The sequence below is a fragment of the Ignavibacteriales bacterium genome (assembly GCA_016709155.1).
Classification (GTDB): domain Bacteria; phylum Bacteroidota; class Ignavibacteria; order Ignavibacteriales; family Ignavibacteriaceae; genus JADJEI01.
On record JADJEI010000001.1, the window covers coordinates 583,851 to 602,438 of the forward strand.

Genomic DNA, 18,588 nt, shown 5'->3' on the forward strand with positions numbered 1-18,588 from the left:
ATTCTTTTAAAAATAGTGATTTTATCAAAGTCAAGTGTCAATATTAATTATTTATTAAATGTAAAAATTTTAATAATTCTACTTGACTGAACTCTAAAGAAGCAGGATATTTGAAGCGTAAAAATTAAATCTGTCGTAAAAGCGACGGTTCTAAAACAAACTAAATAAACTAAGGAGAGTGTTGATGCACAAACTTTACAAGATTCTTTTAATTGGACTTGTCTTCCTATCCGCATCGATCTATGCTCAGAAATATACAGTTTCTGGTATGGTAACCAATGTTGAAAACGGAGAAAAACTTCCAGGCGCAAACGTTTACATGAAAGCTTTAAATACTGGGGCAGTAACTAATGCAGATGGTATTTATTCAATCGGAAATGTTCCTAAGGGAACATATGAACTGACAGTTAGCTATGTCGGTTATATTTCTGAAGTATCTAATATTTATGTGGGCGGGGACGTATCTCTAAATTTTAATCTTAAGCCAAGCCCTGTACTATTGGGCGAAACAGTCGTTAAAGGAACTCGTGCAACCTTACGCGAAACTCCAGTTGCCTTTACCGAAGTTAAAGGTGAGGATATCGAGTTTAGACTTTCTTCAAGAGACTTACCACAAGTATTAAATGTTACTCCAAGTTTATATTCTTCACCTGGTGGTGGTGGTGCTGGCGATGCGAATTTAGTAATCAGAGGATTTAACCAGAGAAATATTGCAATAATGATCAATGGTGTTCCGGTAAACGATATGGAAAACGGCTGGGTTTATTGGTCTAACTGGGCAGGACTTGGAAATGTTACACAAGATATTCAAATCCAAAGAGGTCTTGGAGCTTCACCATATTCAGTTTCTTCAATTGGTGGTGTGGTTAACGTTCAAACATTCGGTGCTAGTGGAAGAAAAGAATTTTCGAAATTAAGCACTGAATTCGGTTCCGATAATTTAAGTAAAACTACATTTGCTTTTTCATCTATGATTACAAGCAATATCGGTATGACCGGATTAGTCTCAAGAAAAGTTTGGGACGGTTATGCAAATGGTTTATACTTAAATGAATTTACTTATTTCTTCTCGATCGGTGGTGTGTTCGGAAAGCATTCAGTTGAATTCACTGGTGTTGGATCTCCACAGGAACATGGACAAAGGGTTACAAGACAGACTATTGACTCCTGGAATCAGAGAGGATTTGATTACAACAAAAATTATGGTTTCTTATTCGGACAGCCATTGAACGAAGTTGTAAACAAATATCACAAGCCACAATTCAATTTAAATTGGAACTGGCAGTTAAATCAATCTTCGATTCTATCTACCGTGGGTTATTTCTCCTTTGGTACAGGTTACGGTTCTGGAAGATTAGGATCAAGCTTTATTTACAATACTGCCGGCTTGATTGATTTCGACGCCGTGTGGGCAAGAAATGAAGCTAACTTAGACTCAAATGGTGTTAAACAATCATTAACAATTTTAAGAAACTCAGTTAATAATCATTTCTGGACTGGTATTCTTTCAACTTACAAAACCAATGTTAATGACGAATTAAGTTTAAGTGTTGGATTTGATGGCAGATATTATCTCGGTGAACATTATCGTGAGATCAGAAATTTGCTTGGCGGATCTTATTGGTTGAATACAAAAGATATTAATAACCCTGATCTAATAACAAAAACCGGCGATCTTGTTGACTATCATAATGACGGCAAAGTTATGTTATATGGCGGCTTTGCTCAAGCTGAATATCAAACTGGAAAGATCAGTACATTCTTAAATGTTTCTGCCTCAAATACCGGTTATCAAAGAATTGATTATTTCAATTTCCTAAATAGCGACCCTGCTCAAACAACGGAATGGCAGACTTTCTTAGGTTATACTGCTAAGACAGGATTGAACTTTAACATTGATGAGCACAATAACGTATTTGCTAATGTTGGTTATTTCTCTAAAGCTCCTATTTTCGATAACGTTTTTGATTTTTCAAATAACGTTTTCGCAGATGCTACTAATGAAAAAATTCTTGGTATCGAATTAGGTTACGGTTTATCAACTCCACTAATTGCTCTTAATATTAATGGCTACTATACAGATTGGAAAGACAGAGCCATTAATGCATTCTTCGTTTATACAGCTCCAGATGAAAGCACAGTTGACTATCAGGCAAATATCAAAGGTGCCGAACAAAAACATATAGGCGTTGAATTGGAAAGTAGAATAAAACCTACTAATACTCTGGAATTTGGATTAATGTTATCAGTATCAGATGCCAAATTTCAGAATGATGTAAATGCAAGATTGTATCCTGAAGAAGATCCATCTCAAGTTACAGAGATACACTCGTATGTAAAAGATCTTTATGTTTCAGAATTTCCAATGACTCGTGCCTCTTTCGATATGCTTTATAGATATGAATTAGGAAATGGTTCTACATTCATTTTCAATCCAATCTATAATTTCTTCGGAAGACAATACGCATTCTTCAACCCGGATGCTAGAACAAATCCAGATGATCTAGCACAGTCCTGGAGACTTCCAGATTTCTATTTATTCGATGTTCACACAGCTTATGAAATTTTATTCACAAACTTCTTTGTTAAAAAAGCTACCGTTGGGTTGCATATTTTTAATGCTCTTAACACTAAGAATTACATTACAGATGCAACTGATGGAAGTGACCACACTCAATATTCCGCAACAGTTTGGTACGGCAGAGAAAGATGGTACAATTTAAGCTTCACATTCGATTTATAGAATTGATTCTTTAATGAAAAGGCTGCCAGTTTTGGCAGCCTTTTTTTATTTAAAATTTTTATAAGTATACTTGACACATATGCGGTGAGTCGTTATTTTCACGCACGTAAAAATAAATTTCTCCCGGCAAAGGGTTCTCCCCTGCCCTTTGTAGGGTATAGACCCGATGTAGTAATACATCGGGTTTTTTATTTTATACAAAGCAATTAATTAATTTTTATCACCCCAGCTTAATACTTCGATATAAACTTCAGCCAATCCATCGCTAAGCATTCCTAATTCCCTTGCAGCTTGATAAGAGACATCAATCGCTCTACCGTTATAATCGGGCATCCGGTCATTGATTTTCAAAATCACCGATTGATTATTCTTTTTATTTGTCACTCTAACTATTGTACCAAATGGGTAATTAAGATGAGCAGCAGTCAGCTCATTCATATTATAAATTTCACCACTGGCGGTTTGTCTTCCATTAAATTTCTCGCCATAGTAGGAAGCAATTCCGGAAGTTGTTTCTAAAACGATTTTATCTTTTTCGTAATCGGTAATTTGTTCATTTTTTGATGGTGGGGGTAATTCACTTCCAGTTTTGATTGTTGGTTCCTTTCCGGTAAACTTCGGACTGCTTCCGCAGGATTGAAACAGTAAAACCACTGCAATAATTTGTGCAAAGAGACAGAGGTTCAATTTACTTTTAATAAGTAACTTCTTCATCTTTCTAAAATGCTATTTAAAAAACCTGCTGTAAATATAGCAGCTGTCTCGCTTCGTAAACGATTTTTAGTAAGCCGGAATAGACCCTTTTGTTCGAATAGATTCAATTCCCGTTGACTCAGTCCCCCTTCGGGACCAAAGATAAAATAAGTATTTGATTTTATTAACTCTATTGAATCAAGCGCTTTTTTAGCACTTTGTTCAAAGATGATTTTCTCAGATTCAGAATTAACGACCCAATCAAGGTTTCCTGCTAAACTTATTTGAGGAAGGAAACTGCGAATAGATTGCTTCATCGCTGCGAGTGCAATTTTATTCCATCTTTCAATATTATTTGATTTCGAAATAGATCTATCAGCATCAAAAAGGATAAAATTAGTTACTCCAAGTTCAACACATTTTTCAATTAAGAATCTAATGCGCTCTGGATTTTTTAACTTCGGGAGACAAAAAATAACCTTCTGAAATTTATTCTGATACGAAATCAAATTATTTATTCGAGCATCAAGAAAATCTTTATTGATTGTCAAAACAGAGCATTCATAAATGTTACCCTCACCATTTGTAATAAATATTTTATCATGTGCTTTGTATCGCATAACTTTTACTGCATGTTTGAGTTCCTCATCTCGCAGAATAATAGTATCCCTCGAAATATAATCTCGCGGAGCATAAAATAATTCTATGTTAGAAAGAAATTCCAAGATCAATAATATATTCTAAATTAAACCCTTCATCAAAAGCCAATTCAAAACGAATTAGATTGTATGGAAGAACTAAAACAGTTAACCCAGTTCCAAAACCGGTATTGAAATCTTTAAGTGTGATTGGAGAGTTTTTAAATTTTGTAAATCCTGTATCCCCAAATAATTGTCCATAAATTGCTACCCGGTATGTTAAAAGATTTTCAGGCACCCAGGGAATAAATGTGAGAGACAAACTAAAGTCTCTTACAAATGGATAGTAAAACTCAAGAGAGGCGAGATAATAACTATCCCCTTCCTGCTGCTCGGAATAATGTCCTCTGATTCGTTCGCCGAATCCAAGGAAAGAATAATCATAGAAAGGAATTAATTCTCCAGATGTTTGCCTTGTTGCTATTCTCCATTTTGAGATTAATTCATCAAACACTTTTCTGTATTCTCTAAAATCAAGAGATAGTATCTGATAATTGATGTCGTTAATACCAAGCCCTTTAAAATCTAAAACTGTTGAAAAAAATATCCCCTCCTTCGGGAATTGTACAAGATCCCTTGTGTCATAGCTGTAAGTAAGTCCAAGAGTTGGATACCTGTCTATTCGTGAGTTAGATGCATTAATTCCTTTAATAAAAAAGGTGTTTCGATATAATCAAAACGCAAAGAAATCCCAACTCTATGAAAAAGTCCAAATCTTTTTCCAATGGTCAAGTCAGCGGCAATATTTTTTTGTTCAAAGTCATAACCGGCTAATGTTTCAGCGGTTAAACTTTTATTTTTTACATTTCGATAGAGTAATGAAGTTCGCAGATAAATATTTTCATCTTTAATAAAATTGGGATTGATATAGTTGATGTGCAGAGATTTTTCGAACCCTAGAGAACCTTTCAATTTCAATAATTCATTTCTGCCCCTGAAATTTTGTATAATTAAATCAATTCCAAAAGAAATTTTATCCCAATCTTTATCTTTTAATTCTGCAAATGGGAGGGGGTATATGTACCAGCTTTCTTCAACATTGATTTCAATGATATTTAATTGATTTGATTGTAAAGGTATAATCTTAACTGAAGTAAAAATGCCAAGGCTGTATATTCTTTCACGATTGTAATCCAGCTCAACCGTTGTAACTGAATCGCCTTGGGAAAATGTTAGTTCATCCAGAATTACAAAATCTTCAGTAATATCATTGCCAATGATTTGAATTGTGTCCACAATAAAATAACTATCCGCATTCATCGAAACCGAGTCAATAGACTGAGAATATATTTCGACTGATAGAGGCAGCAGCAAAAGTAATATGAAGAATGATTGAAACATTTAATATTGATAAATCTTAACTGCTATAAATAAAAAAGGGATTCAGAAATAAAAAAACCAAAACTTCCGAATCTCCAAAAGGTCAATTAGTTTCTTGAACATACTCGTTGATTGGAGCGCAGGTGCAAACAAGATTCCTGTCACCATAAGCATTGTTAACCCTGCTAACAGCAGGCCAAAACTTGTGCTGACGTACCCAACCCAACGGAAATGCGGCTTGTTCACGCGAGTATGGAAATTGCCAGTTATCAGAACAAACCACCTGTGCTGTATGGGGTGAATTCTTAAATACATTATTTTTAGTATCCGAGGCACCGGTTTCAATTTCTGCAATTTCATTTCTTATTTCAATCATAGCTTCACAAAATCTGTCAAGTTCCGCTTTAGATTCACTTTCGGTAGGCTCAACCATTAATGTTCCATGGACAGGAAATGAAACTGTCGGAGCGTGGAAACCATAATCCATTAATCGCTTTGCAATATCTTCAACTTCAACATTGACAGAATTTTTAAAAGCCTGCATATCAAATATTAATTCGTGCGCTACTCTTCCTTTCTCGCCAACGTAGAGAACAGGATAAATTTTTTCTAATTTACTTTTAATATAATTGGCATTCAAAATTGCATACTTAGTTGCTTTTGTTAATCCTTCTTCCCCCATCATTTTAATATATGCATAAGAAATAATCAAAATATCAGCACTGCCAAAAGGCGCGGCTGAAACTGCGTGAATTGATTTATCTCCCCCTATATTCTTTACTGAATGACCTGGAAGATATGGTGTCAGATGTTTGGCTACTGCAATTGGTCCAACTCCAGGTCCGCCTCCTCCATGAGGGATACAAAAAGTTTTATGCAAATTCAAATGGCAAACATCAGCCCCGATTTCAGCAGGATTTGTAAGCCCAACCTGCGCATTCATGTTTGCCCCATCCATGTAAACCTGCCCGCCATTTTGATGAATGATATTGCAAATTTCTTTAATTTTATCTTCAAATACACCATGAGTTGAAGGATAAGTCACCATCAATGCAGCAAGATTATTCCTGTTCGCTTCTGCTTTAGCTTTCAGGTCATTCAAATCAATATTGCCTTTGCTATCACAAGCAACAACCACTACTTTCATTCCAGCCATTACAGCACTTGCCGGATTAGTACCATGTGCTGATGAAGGGATTAGAACAACATTTCGATTTGACTGTCCATTATTTTTATGATATTCTCTTATCACCATTAAGCCGGTGTATTCTCCCTGTGCGCCGGAATTTGGCTGAAGAGACACAGCATCGAATCCTGTTATAGATTTTAAATCATCTTCTAATTGAGTTAACAAATGCTGATAACCTTGTGTTTGATTTGACGGAGCAAATGGATGAATGTCAGAAAATTCATTCCACGTAATTCCCAGCATTTCGGTTGTTGCATTTAGTTTCATTGTGCAGGAACCAAGCGGAGTCATTGAATGTGTTAACGAAAGATCTTTATTTTCAAGTGACTTTAAATACCTGAGCATCTCGGTTTCTGAATGATAAGAATTAAAAACTGCATGCTGCAAATAATTTGTTTTACGTATAAGCTGGGCAGGTAGATTTGAAGTCTCGTCAATAAAGATTTTTTCCAAATCTGTGGTATTGATTGGTTTATCGTATGCTTGAGTAAAGATTGAAATGATGTTGAGAACATCGTCTAAATCAGTTTTTTCAGATATCGAAATACCGATGAGATTATTATTAATATATCTAAAATTTACTTCGTTCGCTTCGGCTATTTCACGAATGAGTTTAGCCTTATCCCCAACTTCTAATAATAGTGTATCAAAAAAATTTTTGTTTAGTTGCTTAACTCCTATTAGGCTAAGCGCTTGGTTTAAATACAAAGTGAGGTTGTGAATTCGCTTTGCTATCGCTTTAATTCCCGCAGCACCATGATAAACAGCATACATAGAAGCAATAACAGCTAATAAAACCTGGGCGGTGCAAATATTACTTGTAGCTTTTTCCCTCCTAATATGCTGCTCTCTTGTTTGAAGAGCCATGCGATAAGCTGTATTTCCCTGAGCATCAACTGATATTCCGATAATTCTTCCGGGAATTACACGTTTCAATTCTTCTTTAGCTGCAAAATACGCTGCGTGAGGTCCGCCAAATCCCATAGGCACACCAAATCTTTGTGTACTTCCGACTGCAATATCAGCACCAAACTCTCCGGGAGGGGTTAAAAGAGTAAGACTCATAATATCAGCAGCAACTATGCGGAAAATATTTAACTTGCCGGCTGTTTCGAAGAAGTTAGAATAATTATTTATCTCACCTGTTTGGTTCGGATACTGAACTAAAACAGCGAAGAAACTTTCATCAAGGTTTATTTGATCTGCTTGACCGATAACTAATTCTATGTTAACTGGAGTTGATCTTGTTTTCAGTACATCAATAGTTTGCGGGAAACAATCTTCAGCTACAAAAATCTTTACAGCCTTTTTATTTTTTCGATTATAATAACACATTAGCATTGCTTCTGCTGCTGCAGTTGCTTCATCAAGTAAAGATGCGTTCGCAATAGGCAAGGAAGTTAGATCAGATATCATTGTCTGAAAATTTAACAAAGCTTCCAATCTGCCTTGCGAAATCTCTGCTTGATATGGAGTGTACTGAGTGTACCAGCCGGGATTTTCCAAAACATTTCGTAAAATGACTGAAGGTGTGATAACAGGATAATAACCCATCCCGATATAGGATTTAAATACTTTATTCTTAGCGGCAATCTCTTTTAGTTCTGTTATAAAATCGGACTCAGATAACGGATCATCTAAATCCATTTTTTTCTTTAATCTAATTTGTTCCGGCACAGTATCATTTATGAGTTGATCTAACGAGTTGACTCCGATTAACTTTAACATTTCTTCAGTTTCGATTTCGCTAGGTCCAATATGTCTATTTAAAAATTTATCAGGATGCTCCAATGAAAACATTTTTATTCTTTCTTTTTAAACGAAAAAAAAATTATTTAATAATAAAATTTAATGAATTAATGCAACTAAAATGTTGAAACTTAGTGGGGGAAATTTGTATCGCGATTATACAGAAAAATCAATAATTAGGTTTTATTCAAAATATTATTCATTGCATCGCGAGCCGCATTTTGTTCAGCCGATTTTTTATTTTTCCCTTTGCCAGTTCCCACTTCCCTGCTGCCCAATCTTACCTGGATAGTAAAAATTCTATCATGCTGAGGTCCCTCCTCATCGATAACCACATAGTTCGGAATGGCTAATTTATTCGCCTGCGCATATTCTAAAAGTTGACTTTTAAAATTTTCATCTATCAAATAGACGCCATCTTTTACGTTTGGAGTTATCAAAGCTTTCGTTATAAAATGTCTTGCAGCTTCCAAATCTTTATCCAAATAAATGGCACCAATTAGAGCTTCAAAAGCATCAGATAATACTGTTTTGGACGCATTGGTATAAATATTAGAAAGGTTTTTACTGACCAGAAGAAAATTACCGAGATTAATTTGAGATGCTGCTTCAGCCAGTGCAATTCGGTTAACAAGTTTTGCTCTAATCTTTGTTAAGAAACCTTCATCCCTATCCGGGAAAGAATCAAATATGTACTCTCCAACTATCAGGTTTAGAACGGAATCACCTAAAAATTCTAATCTCTCATTTGAAAAATCATAATCATTATGTTCTTCAAGAAACGAACGGTGAGTAAGAGCTTGTATGAAATAGGTCTTATTCCGAATTGAATAACCGATAAGTGACTCGAGTTCTTCAACTTTTTTTGCGGTCAGAAATTTTGAAATGTATCGGGCTTTTCTCCGAGACTCACTTTGTTTTATTTTTTCGAGAATCCAGGAAAAAAGATTATTCAATTTTACAACTCAACTTTTTTAAATACCAGTGAAGCATTATGTCCTCCAAAACCAAATGTGTTGCTGATTGCAACTTTAATATTTTTTGTAGTTGCATTCAACGGAGAATAGTTAAGATCACATTCCGGGTCAGGATTAGTCAGATTAATTGTAGGCGGGATTAGACCGTTGTAAAGGCTAAGCACAGTGGCGATGGCTTCAACCCCGCCAGCAGCTCCTAGCAAATGCCCGGTCATAGATTTGGTGGAAGAAACAACTAGTTCATAGGCGTGTTTACCAAACACAGTCTTTATAGCATTTGTTTCATTCACATCATTTAAAGGTGTCGAAGTTCCATGCGCATTTATATAATCTACAACTTGAGGAGCTAACCCAGCGTCTTGAAGTGCATTTTGCATTGATCGAACCGCGCCTTCACCCCCCGGTGCCGGTGCAGTAATATGGTGGGCGTCAGCCGTTAAACCAATTCCTGCTAGTTCCGCATAAATCTTTGCATTACGATTAACTGCATGCTCATATTCTTCAAGAATTAAAGTGCCAGCACCTTCACCCATAACAAAACCATTTCTGTCCTTGTCGAATGGACGTGAAGCTTCCTTATATCTATCATTCCAGGTTGAGAGTGCTCTCATTGCAGTAAAACCACCGACGCCAATCTCAGTGATGGCAGCTTCGGAACCACCACAAATCATCATATCAGCCGTACCGCGTTGAATCCATAAAAATGCATCGGCGATGGCATGAGAAGAAGTAGCACAAGCTGATGTTGTCGCATAGTTAGGACCTTTTAAACCAAATTTAATTGATATCTGCCCGGCGGCAATATCAGAGATCATCATCGGAATAAAGAAGGGGCTTAAAGATTGAGGATTTTTAGATTGAAAAAAATTCCAGTGCTGCTGTTGAAGTGTTTCCATCCCCCCAATTCCACTTCCATAAATTACACCAAAGCGATTCAGGTCGGTAGATGAGAGATTTATCCCCGAATCATTAATTGCCATTTCAGAAGAGACAAGTGCAAATCTCGCAAATGGGTCCAACCGTCTAATAGATTTTCTATCTAAATAATTTTCAGGGTTAAAATTTTTAACTTCGGCGGCAAATTTAGTATCAAACTTTGAACTGTCGAAATGAGTGATCATTTCAACACCGTTGACACCATTTATAAGAGCATTCCAAAAAGATTCTAAACCTATGCCGATTGGAGTAACGGCACCCATACCGGTAACAACCACTCGTTTATTTGCCATTAAATACTCCCGCTGAATTTTTTATGTACGAAAGGAAGGAAGGAAGACGTTGTCTCAAAAGATTTATTGTGCTTGTCTGAACTTGTTGAAAACTGATTTTATTAATAGTACACACGCTTCGATAAGCCTGGTGTAAAATAAAATAACTTTTGAGACAACTTTTATCTTACTTGCCTAATTTTTCTTTAAGATATTTTGTTGCGTCGCCAACAGTGCCGATTTTTTCAGCATCTTCGTCCGGAATAGATACATTGAAAGCACTCTCGAAACCCATTACTAATTCTACGATATCGAGAGAATCTGCACCGAGGTCATTGGTAAATGAAGCTTCGGGAGTAATTTGAGATTCTTCAACGCCTAACTTGTCAATTATTATTTCCCTTACTTTAGCTTCAACATCCATAGTGTTCTCCTATTGTTTATTGATTTTATGATTGATTATGAATAAAATTTATTTCGAGTGAAATATACAAAATAAGTCCTTCAGAAAATATATCACATCGTCATTCCGCCATCCACAGTTATCACTTGTCCGGTGATGTAATCTGCCGAAGGGCTAAGTAAGAACGTGGTCACTTTTGCAATGTCCTCCGAGGTCCCCATTCTTCCAAGCGGAATTGTTTGAACAAGTTTCTGTTTCTGTTCATCATTTAATTTGCCGGTCATATCTGTTTGAATAAACCCCGGGGCAATTGCATTCACAGTAATATTTCTTGATGCAACTTCGCGAGCAATTGATTTTGTAAATCCAATTACCCCAGCTTTTGAAGCTACATAATTCGCCTGTCCAGGATTTCCGACTAACGCTACGACAGAGGAAATATTAACTATTCTGCCGTACCTTTGTGAAATCATAGTTTTTAAGACTGCTTTAGTATAATTAAAAACACTTTTAAGATTTGCAGCAATTACGTCATCAAAATCTTTTTCGGTCATTCGAAGTAAAAGATTATCACGGGTTATTCCGGCATTGTTAATTAAAAAATCTACACCGCCAAGCTTTTGAATCGCTTCGCTGACAGTTGATTGTGATTGCTCGAAAGATGAAACATCAGATTTAAAAGCAAAGACTTTAGCACCCGAAGCTTTTGTTGTTTCGATTAATTCTTCTGCCATTTTATCAGAACTGTTATAAATAAAGGCAACATCCGAGAAAGGAATTCCATCATAATTCTGCAAAGTTAATTCGTTGACAATGGCTCGCCCGATTCCTCTTGTACCGCCTGTTACAATTGTTCTTTTAGATTGAGTCATCTTTTATTTCGACCTTTATTTCATTCAAATATTCATTTCGTAACTGCACTAACTTAGTGAAATTCTGATCCCCAAAAAAGAAATGAAGTTCGTCTTTGCACGCTTCAAAAATTGTAACGTGTGCTTCATTATTTTTATTGCAAGTCTTTAATCTGTCAATGTGCTCATCATCTATCGTGAGTGCACCTTCAAAAATTGTTAACGGGAAAAGATAGCAGTAAAGTGGTTTATATTTCCATTTATGTTCGCCTTCTAACAGAGCAAGTTTTTGAAGTGTACATAATCCAGACTTATCAAGGAAAGTACATTTATCATTAATGATTTGAGTGCCGACTGCGATGCCTGATTCAAAATCTTCATCTTTTTCGGGAGCTTCAAACCATTCGGAAACATTTTTTGATTGTGACTCATCAAGCAGTGGAATTATTTTATCTTTAATTGATAGAATATTTTCAGCTTCTTTTGAATCAGTGTAAACGCCGTAATTACAGCACTCCCCGCTGCATCTGCAAGAGAATTTGAACGTAAAGATTAGCGGATCAATTTTCAGATTATCAATTTTTAATTCATTCATTATAAAAATTTCTCCACATCTTCAAATTTATCAATTGAGTGACAGATTATGTTCGAGTTTATTCTTTTAACTAATCCCTGCAAAACTTTGCCAGGACCTATTTCATAGAATTCATCAAAACCGTCGGCAATCATATTAGTGATTGTTTCTTCCCATCTAACTGCTGAAGTAACTTGTTAGTAAAGTAATTTTTTTATTTCATTTTTATCGTTGTTAGGTTTAGCAGAAACATTCGCATACACTGGATATCTTGCATCGTAAAAGGGAGTGGTATCAAGCACAGTTCGTAAATATTCTTTTGCTGAATTCATCAGAGGGGAGTGAAATGCTCCGCTAACTACAAGCTGTTTTACCAGCTTAGCGCCGTTTGCTTTACAAAGCTCCATTGCTTTATGAACTCCGGTGAGTGATCCTGAAATTACTATTTGCCCAGGCGAATTAAAATTTGCGCACTGCACTATTCCTTCTGATGAAGCTTCTGTACAGAGCATTTCAACCAACTCGGATTTCAATCCAACTATGGCAGCCAACGTTCCCGGATTTTCTATTCCGGCTTGCTGCATCGCTTTGCCTCGTACCCCGACAAGTTTTACCGCATCATAAAATTGAATAGCATTTGCGGAAACTAAAGCTGAATATTCTCCCAATGAATGTCCTGCGGCAGCGGCTGGAGAAATGGTTCTAATCAAACTTGAAAGAATTACACTGTGTAAAAAAATTGCAGGTTGGGTAAACTCGGTTTGTTTTAGTTTCTCTTCTGGTCCATTAAACATTACGTGTGATAAATTTACACCAAGAGCATCATCGGCAATTTTGATCATCTCTTTTGCTTCAACGGAATTATCATAAAGGTCATTTGCCATCCCGATATATTGAGACCCCTGCCCCGGAAATAGAAATGCAATTTTACTCATTTAGTTTTACACTATTTAATTTCATAATGACCAAACAAGATGAGTAGCACCAAAAGTGTAGCCTGCTCCAAAAGCTGATAAAATCAGGTTATCGCCTTTTTTTATTTTTCCAGCTCTGAAATATTCAGTCAGACAAAGAGGAATGGTCGCAGCAGTTGTGTTTCCATATTTATCAATATTAATCATGACTTTTTCAGATCCAATACCCATACGCTTTGCTGTTGCATCAATAATCCGCAGGTTAGCCTGGTGAGGGACTAAGTATGCAATATCTTCAGATTTCAAATTACTCAACTGCATTAATTCTGCAGATACATCTGCCATTCCCTTTACTGCAACCTTGAAAACTGCCTTACCATCCTGATAGATATAATGCATTTTATTATTCACAGTATCATGCGAAGATGGATTTAAGCTTCCCCCTCCTAACATATACAATGCATTTTTACCGGAGCCATCAATTCGCAGAATTGAATTTTGTATCCCGAGTGAAAGGTCTTCGGAAGGTTCAAGTAATACAGCAGAAGCGGCATCACCAAATAGGATGCAAGTATTTCTATCGGTATAATCAACAATTGAACTCATTTTGTCAGCACCAATTACCAAAACTTTTTTATACCTGCCTGATTCGATATGCGAACAACCTGTTTGAAGCGCAAATAAAAATCCCGAGCAAGCTGCGGAAAGATCAAATCCCCAGGCATTCTTAGCACCGATATTTTCCTGAACCAAACAAGCAGTAGCCGGAAAAAACATATCCGGAGTAACTGTTGCAACAATAATTAAATCAATTTCATCCGGGGAAATATTATATGATTTCATCAAATCAAGTGCGGCATTTGTTGCAAGATCGCTTGTCGCACCGTTCTCTATAATTCTTCGTTCCTTAATCCCGGTTCGTGTTTGGATCCACTCATCATTTGTATCTACAATAGATTCAAAAAATTTATTATCTAAAATTTTTTCTGGTATGTACATACCAACTGCACTAACGACGGCAGTAATTTTTTTATCACTGTTCATATTTAATTATTCCAGTTTGTAATGTTAATCTACTTGATTGAATAATTATTATTTATTCATTTCAGCGGCAAGTTTACCTATTAGATTTTTATCGAACATTTCTTTGGCTCTCAAAACCATATTTTTTATTCCAAATGAAGAACTTGAACCGTGCCCAATTATCGTGATAGCCTTTACACCAAGCAGAGGAATTCCACCATATTGATTTGGATCGAAAACTTGAAATGTTTTTCGAATAGTATTTCTCGATAATCCAATTTTAATCTTGTCTATAAAATTTGTATCAGCTGTCTTTTTTAGCATAGGTTTCATGATCTTTAAAAACGATTCGCCAAATTTGAGCAGAATGTTACCAACAAACCCATCGCAAATAACTATGTTTACTTTGCCTGTTAGAATATCTCTGCCTTCAACATTGCCGAAGAAATTTAGCCCTGAGGTTTTTAATAGCTCAAAAGATTCTTTAGTTACTTTGTTTCCTTTTTCGTTTTCTTCACCGACTGATAGCAAGCCGATTGTAGGGTTTTGCAGTCCGAACATTTCTTTCACATACACATTAGCTAATCTCGCAAAACCAAGGAGATGCTGCGGCTTGGAATCAACAAAGGCGCCAACATCAAAAAGCAATGTAACCCCAGTTAGATTAGGGATAAACGCTCCAATAGTTGGTCTTTCAACACCGGGCAATCTACCGATGAGCAGAGTTCCTGCAGCGGCTACTGCACCCGTATTTCCAGCACTCACGAAAGCATCCGCATTACCGGCAGCAACTAAATTTGCGCCGATAACTAAGGAAGATTTTGGTTTTGTTTTCAGCGCTGAAGTGGGAGAATCATTCATCGTAATTATTTCATCCGAATGAATAATTTCTACATCAGCCAGCGAAAGGTTATTTTCCCTTGCAGTGATAGTTATTTTTTCCTTATCACCAACAAGAATTAAATGAAAAGTCTTGTCCTCATTCAACGCACTTAGTGCACCAACAACTTCGTTCAGAGGTGCAAAATCACCCCCCATTGCATCAACAACTATTCTGCATTTCGAATTTTCAGAATCAGAATTAGACATCCGGGAGAAAATGATTATTAGCTTTTGGGAATAAACATTGAGCGACCATTGTAGTAACCACAAGCAGGGCATGCACGGTGAGTTAATTTCATTTCACCGCACTTAGCGCAAGTACCCATGGTTGATGGTGTAGCTTTGTAATGTGTTCTTCTTTTATCTCGTCTGCTTTTTGACCACTTACGTTTTGGATTTGGCATTTTAGTCCTTATTTATTTTAATTTAATTTATTTTTTAGTTCAAGTAATGGTTTCCAGCGGGCATCAACTTCTTCGGGTTTGCAGCTGCATTGACCATCATTTAGATTTTTGCCGCATCGCGGGCATAAACCTTTACAATCTTCTTTACACAATTTTTTTATTGGAACTGCAAGCAGAAGATAATCTCTTACATCGTCAGTAATATCTATTTTATCCGCATCTTTTGTAAGATAAGTCACGTCAACTGAATCGTCGTCTCCTTCAGGCTGATCATGAAGATAAACCATTTTGTATCTGCTTTCAATTTGAGCAGAATATATTTTAACGCATCTATCACATTCAAATTCTGCTCCTACAGTAGTAGAAGCTTCTAGTATTATTTGGTTGAGATATTTACTTAAGTTTACTTTAGTAATATACTTCCCAACAAATGGCTGCTCCAAATCAAGCTTTTTAACATCATCTTCAAAGCGGTATTCATACGCCCCATCTGTTAAAGAGCTTATTTTTATTTTCATTTTACAAAATTCACGTTAAAACAGTGCAAAATATAGGAATAGCAACTTTGATAGTCAACCTTTTTAAATGATATCAGCCCGACTCTTTTTTATTTTCTTCAATTTAAGCCAATTATCACTAAAAAAAATGTTGATCCATATGATTTTTTTCCATTTATCCACTTTTCTAAATAGTTACACAGTTGATTTGTATTTTTACAACAAAAAAATAAAAATGTTAAAAGTTGAAAACCTCACCAAAAAAGTTTAACGATATTGTAGCTGTGGATGATATTTCATTTCGGCTTTCCGAAGGAAAGATGTTTGGACTATTAGGTCCGAACGGCGCTGGAAAAACCACCACAATTAGAACTGTATTAAATATTATCAAACCTACTTCCGGCACTGTTCGTTTTAAAGACAAAGTAATCAACGAAGAGTTTTTTAATGTGATTGGTTATTTACCGGAAGAAAGAGGCTTGTATAAAAAAAGTAAGGCTTGGGATGTGATAATGTACTTTGCAAATCTTAAAAATATGAGTCATCACTTTGCAAATGAAGCTGCTAACCAATGGATAACTAAACTTGATTTGGGTGCTTTGAAGAACAAACGGATAGAGGAACTTTCAAAAGGTAATCAGCAGAAGATACAATTTATTTGCGCAGTGATCCATAACCCGGAGCTTCTAATTCTTGATGAACCATTCAGCGGTTTCGATCCCATAAATCAACAAATTATAAAAGACGTATTACTTTCTTTTTCGAATTCAGGTAAGCTGATTATACTTTCAACTCATCAAATGGAAACTGCTGAAAAATTATGTTCGGAAATCCTTCTTATCAATAAAGGAAAAGAAGTCTGCAGCGGCAGTATCTCGGAAATAAAAAGAAAATTTGCTTCAAATAATATTAAAATTGAGTTTGAGGGTGATGGAACTTTTATTAAAAATTTGCCGTTTGTAAAAAGCTTTGATTCATACAACAACTATGCAGAAATTCAATTAACAGATTCGTTTGCACCTTCAGAATTTCTTAAAACTGTAATAGATAAAATAGAAGTAAAACAATTTTCTACAGTTGAGCCAACATTAAATAAAATTTTCATAGATGTAATTAAAGAAGATTCAGATAAAAAATGACAATTTTAAAAACTTTAGCAGTCGCAAGGTGGGAGTATTTCGAGAAGATAAAAACGAAAGCATTTATAATTTCTATGGTAATCACTCCTTTGATCATTATTGCTTTTGCCGTTTTACCTTCGATGCTGTCTCAACAAGAAGATGAATCAACCAAGTTTATCGGAATTATTGATCCTTCCCAAAATTATTTCCAGGAATTAAAAAACGAGTTGATTAAATATAAATTCAAAAATGATCAGCCCAATTTCATAATACAGAATCTCTTTGATTCTTCATTAAAGTTTGACGATTTAAAAAAGAAAGCTGATAAAAAAGTTTTCGAAGGAAAATTACAAGGTTACATTTTAGTGCTCAACTCTAAAACTGATTCCTTGAAATTTGAGTATAGAAGCAAAAGCATTGGCAGCTTCAGCGATCTTAATAAACTTGAGAATGAGCTGAATAATATTAGGATAAAAAATTATCTTACTTCTGCAGGACTATCACAAAATATTAGGGAGGTCGTGAACAACAATTCAGAGCTTGACCAAATCATTATTGAAGAAGACGGGAAAGAAAGTTCCTCGGATTTCATGGTAGTATTTTTTTCTTCTTTTATTTTTATAATATTATTAATGATGATGGTTATCTACTCGGGGCAAATGTTAGTCAGGAGCCTCGTCGAAGAAAAAGCAAACAGGTTAATTGAAATTCTCATCTCAAGCTGTACGCCCGAAGATCTTTTAACAGGAAAAATATTAGGGCTCAGTTTACTCGGGCTTACCCAGCTTCTCATTTGGGCGATGATCGGGATTACCCTTGCCGGTGCTGCAGTTATTCCCTATACAGCTTTCGAAAATATTTTACCGATGCTAATTTATTTTATCCTTGGATTCTTACTTTACACAACAATTTTTGTTGGTGTTGGTTCAATTGTTTCTACCGAGCAGGAAGCACAGCAAGTCACAAGCTATTTAAGTTTGATAATGATGCTTCCTGTGGTTATTGCTGTACCTGCAATTCAAAACCCTGATACAATGCTTGTAAAAATTTTATCTTTCTTCCCCCTTACAACTCCATCTATAATGTTATTAAGATTAAACATTTCCGAAATTTCAATACCTGAAATATTATTAACAATTTCGATTCTTATCCTTTCAATTGTACTGATGATTTATATTTCATCTAAGATTTTTAGAATTGGAATTCTTTCGTATGGCAAGCGACCTTCCTTGAAAGAAATATCCCGATGGCTTAGAGAGAAATAATTCTCTAGTTTATTTTTCCTAAAAGAATTAATACTTTTTGTTCTTTTTCACTATTGATATTTTAGTTTAAATATTAA

At 35.6% G+C, this 18,588-nt stretch carries 17 protein-coding genes and 1 pseudogene; 3 read left to right on the top strand and 15 right to left on the bottom strand.

Features of this window, described 5'->3' with window-relative positions:
* Nucleotides 1–184: 184 nt before the first annotated feature.
* Complete coding sequence (locus IPH11_03060) at nt 185–2,743, top strand: TonB-dependent receptor (protein MBK6912685.1); 2,559 nt, start codon at nt 185–187, stop codon at nt 2,741–2,743.
* 210 nt (nt 2,744–2,953) lie between these two features.
* Here IPH11_03060 and IPH11_03065 read toward each other — a convergent pair whose 3' ends face one another.
* The 15 genes and pseudogenes from IPH11_03065 to IPH11_03135 all read right to left on the bottom strand — a co-directional run bounded on the left by IPH11_03065 (nt 2,954) and on the right by IPH11_03135 (nt 16,146).
* Nucleotides 2,954–3,457 carry a septal ring lytic transglycosylase RlpA family protein gene (locus IPH11_03065; protein MBK6912686.1) on the bottom strand — a complete coding sequence of 168 codons (504 nt, stop codon included), beginning with the start codon at nt 3,455–3,457 and terminating at the stop codon, nt 2,954–2,956.
* On the bottom strand, nt 3,454–4,167 hold the full coding sequence (locus IPH11_03070; protein ID MBK6912687.1) for a 16S rRNA (uracil(1498)-N(3))-methyltransferase: 714 nt from the start codon (nt 4,165–4,167) through the stop codon (nt 3,454–3,456). Before IPH11_03070 ends, IPH11_03065 begins: the two co-directional genes overlap by 4 nt.
* Nucleotides 4,145–4,786 (bottom strand): BamA/TamA family outer membrane protein, encoded by a 642-nt coding sequence (locus tag IPH11_03075; GenBank protein MBK6912688.1) that lies wholly within the window; start codon nt 4,784–4,786, stop codon nt 4,145–4,147. Before IPH11_03075 ends, IPH11_03070 begins: the two co-directional genes overlap by 23 nt.
* A complete protein-coding gene (locus IPH11_03080; GenBank protein MBK6912689.1) occupies nt 4,753–5,475 on the bottom strand; it encodes a hypothetical protein in 723 nt (240 codons plus the stop codon). The genes IPH11_03075 and IPH11_03080 overlap by 34 nt, the downstream gene beginning before the upstream one ends.
* 82 nt (nt 5,476–5,557) lie before the next feature.
* Nucleotides 5,558–8,443, bottom strand: a complete 2,886-nt coding sequence (gcvP, locus tag IPH11_03085; protein ID MBK6912690.1) for an aminomethyl-transferring glycine dehydrogenase — start codon at nt 8,441–8,443, stop codon at nt 5,558–5,560.
* A gap of 125 nt (nt 8,444–8,568) precedes the next feature.
* Entirely contained in the window at nt 8,569–9,348 is a 780-nt protein-coding gene (rnc, locus tag IPH11_03090; GenBank protein ID MBK6912691.1) for a ribonuclease III, read from the bottom strand.
* Between the two features lie 2 nt (nt 9,349–9,350).
* Nucleotides 9,351–10,598, bottom strand: a complete 1,248-nt coding sequence (gene fabF / locus IPH11_03095; GenBank protein ID MBK6912692.1) for a beta-ketoacyl-ACP synthase II — start codon at nt 10,596–10,598, stop codon at nt 9,351–9,353.
* A gap of 166 nt (nt 10,599–10,764) precedes the next feature.
* Nucleotides 10,765–11,001 carry an acyl carrier protein gene (locus IPH11_03100; protein ID MBK6912693.1) on the bottom strand — a complete coding sequence of 79 codons (237 nt, stop codon included), beginning with the start codon at nt 10,999–11,001 and terminating at the stop codon, nt 10,765–10,767.
* Between the two features lie 92 nt (nt 11,002–11,093).
* Nucleotides 11,094–11,852, bottom strand: a complete 759-nt coding sequence (fabG, locus tag IPH11_03105) for a 3-oxoacyl-[acyl-carrier-protein] reductase (GenBank protein MBK6912694.1) — start codon at nt 11,850–11,852, stop codon at nt 11,094–11,096.
* Entirely contained in the window at nt 11,839–12,426 is a 588-nt protein-coding gene (locus IPH11_03110) for a DUF3109 family protein (protein MBK6912695.1), read from the bottom strand. The genes fabG and IPH11_03110 overlap by 14 nt, the downstream gene beginning before the upstream one ends.
* Nucleotides 12,426–13,340: pseudogene (gene fabD / locus IPH11_03115) on the bottom strand (ACP S-malonyltransferase). The gene IPH11_03110 and the pseudogene fabD overlap by 1 nt, the downstream one beginning before the upstream one ends.
* A 21-nt stretch (nt 13,341–13,361) precedes the next feature.
* Entirely contained in the window at nt 13,362–14,363 is a 1,002-nt protein-coding gene (locus tag IPH11_03120) for a ketoacyl-ACP synthase III (protein MBK6912696.1), read from the bottom strand.
* 48 nt (nt 14,364–14,411) lie between these two features.
* Entirely contained in the window at nt 14,412–15,431 is a 1,020-nt protein-coding gene (plsX, locus tag IPH11_03125) for a phosphate acyltransferase PlsX (GenBank protein MBK6912697.1), read from the bottom strand.
* A 17-nt stretch (nt 15,432–15,448) separates the two neighbouring features.
* Nucleotides 15,449–15,628: a 50S ribosomal protein L32 gene (rpmF, locus tag IPH11_03130; GenBank protein ID MBK6912698.1), complete on the bottom strand. Its 180-nt coding sequence runs from the start codon at nt 15,626–15,628 to the stop codon at nt 15,449–15,451.
* Nucleotides 15,629–15,645: 17 nt separating this feature from the next.
* Nucleotides 15,646–16,146, bottom strand: coding sequence for a DUF177 domain-containing protein (locus IPH11_03135; protein ID MBK6912699.1), 501 nt, complete (start codon nt 16,144–16,146; stop codon nt 15,646–15,648).
* Nucleotides 16,147–16,445: 299 nt separating this feature from the next.
* Between IPH11_03135 and IPH11_03140 the strand changes: the two genes are divergently transcribed.
* A complete protein-coding gene (locus IPH11_03140) occupies nt 16,446–17,264 on the top strand; it encodes an ATP-binding cassette domain-containing protein (protein ID MBK6912700.1) in 819 nt (272 codons plus the stop codon).
* Nucleotides 17,261–18,511 carry an ABC transporter permease gene (locus IPH11_03145; protein ID MBK6912701.1) on the top strand — a complete coding sequence of 417 codons (1,251 nt, stop codon included), beginning with the start codon at nt 17,261–17,263 and terminating at the stop codon, nt 18,509–18,511. Before IPH11_03140 ends, IPH11_03145 begins: the two co-directional genes overlap by 4 nt.
* Nucleotides 18,512–18,588 lie beyond the last annotated feature (77 nt).

Excerpts from the sequence above, each read along its gene's own strand:
- IPH11_03060 (MBK6912685.1), top strand. The coding sequence starts at position 185 with ATGCACAAACTTTACAAGATTCTTTTAATTGGACTTGTCTTCCTATCC.
- IPH11_03065 (MBK6912686.1), bottom strand. The coding sequence starts at position 3,457 with ATGAAGAAGTTACTTATTAAAAGTAAATTGAACCTCTGTCTCTTTGCA.
- IPH11_03080 (MBK6912689.1), bottom strand. The coding sequence starts at position 5,475 with ATGTTTCAATCATTCTTCATATTACTTTTGCTGCTGCCTCTATCAGTC.
- gcvP (MBK6912690.1), bottom strand. The coding sequence starts at position 8,443 with ATGTTTTCATTGGAGCATCCTGATAAATTTTTAAATAGACATATTGGA.
- fabF (MBK6912692.1), bottom strand. The coding sequence starts at position 10,598 with ATGGCAAATAAACGAGTGGTTGTTACCGGTATGGGTGCCGTTACTCCA.
- IPH11_03100 (MBK6912693.1), bottom strand. The coding sequence starts at position 11,001 with ATGGATGTTGAAGCTAAAGTAAGGGAAATAATAATTGACAAGTTAGGC.
- fabG (MBK6912694.1), bottom strand. The coding sequence starts at position 11,852 with ATGACTCAATCTAAAAGAACAATTGTAACAGGCGGTACAAGAGGAATC.
- IPH11_03110 (MBK6912695.1), bottom strand. The coding sequence starts at position 12,426 with ATGAATGAATTAAAAATTGATAATCTGAAAATTGATCCGCTAATCTTT.
- IPH11_03120 (MBK6912696.1), bottom strand. The coding sequence starts at position 14,363 with ATGAACAGTGATAAAAAAATTACTGCCGTCGTTAGTGCAGTTGGTATG.
- plsX (MBK6912697.1), bottom strand. The coding sequence starts at position 15,431 with ATGTCTAATTCTGATTCTGAAAATTCGAAATGCAGAATAGTTGTTGAT.
- rpmF (MBK6912698.1), bottom strand. The coding sequence starts at position 15,628 with ATGCCAAATCCAAAACGTAAGTGGTCAAAAAGCAGACGAGATAAAAGA.
- IPH11_03135 (MBK6912699.1), bottom strand. The coding sequence starts at position 16,146 with ATGAAAATAAAAATAAGCTCTTTAACAGATGGGGCGTATGAATACCGC.
- IPH11_03140 (MBK6912700.1), top strand. The coding sequence starts at position 16,446 with ATGTTTGGACTATTAGGTCCGAACGGCGCTGGAAAAACCACCACAATT.
- IPH11_03145 (MBK6912701.1), top strand. The coding sequence starts at position 17,261 with ATGACAATTTTAAAAACTTTAGCAGTCGCAAGGTGGGAGTATTTCGAG.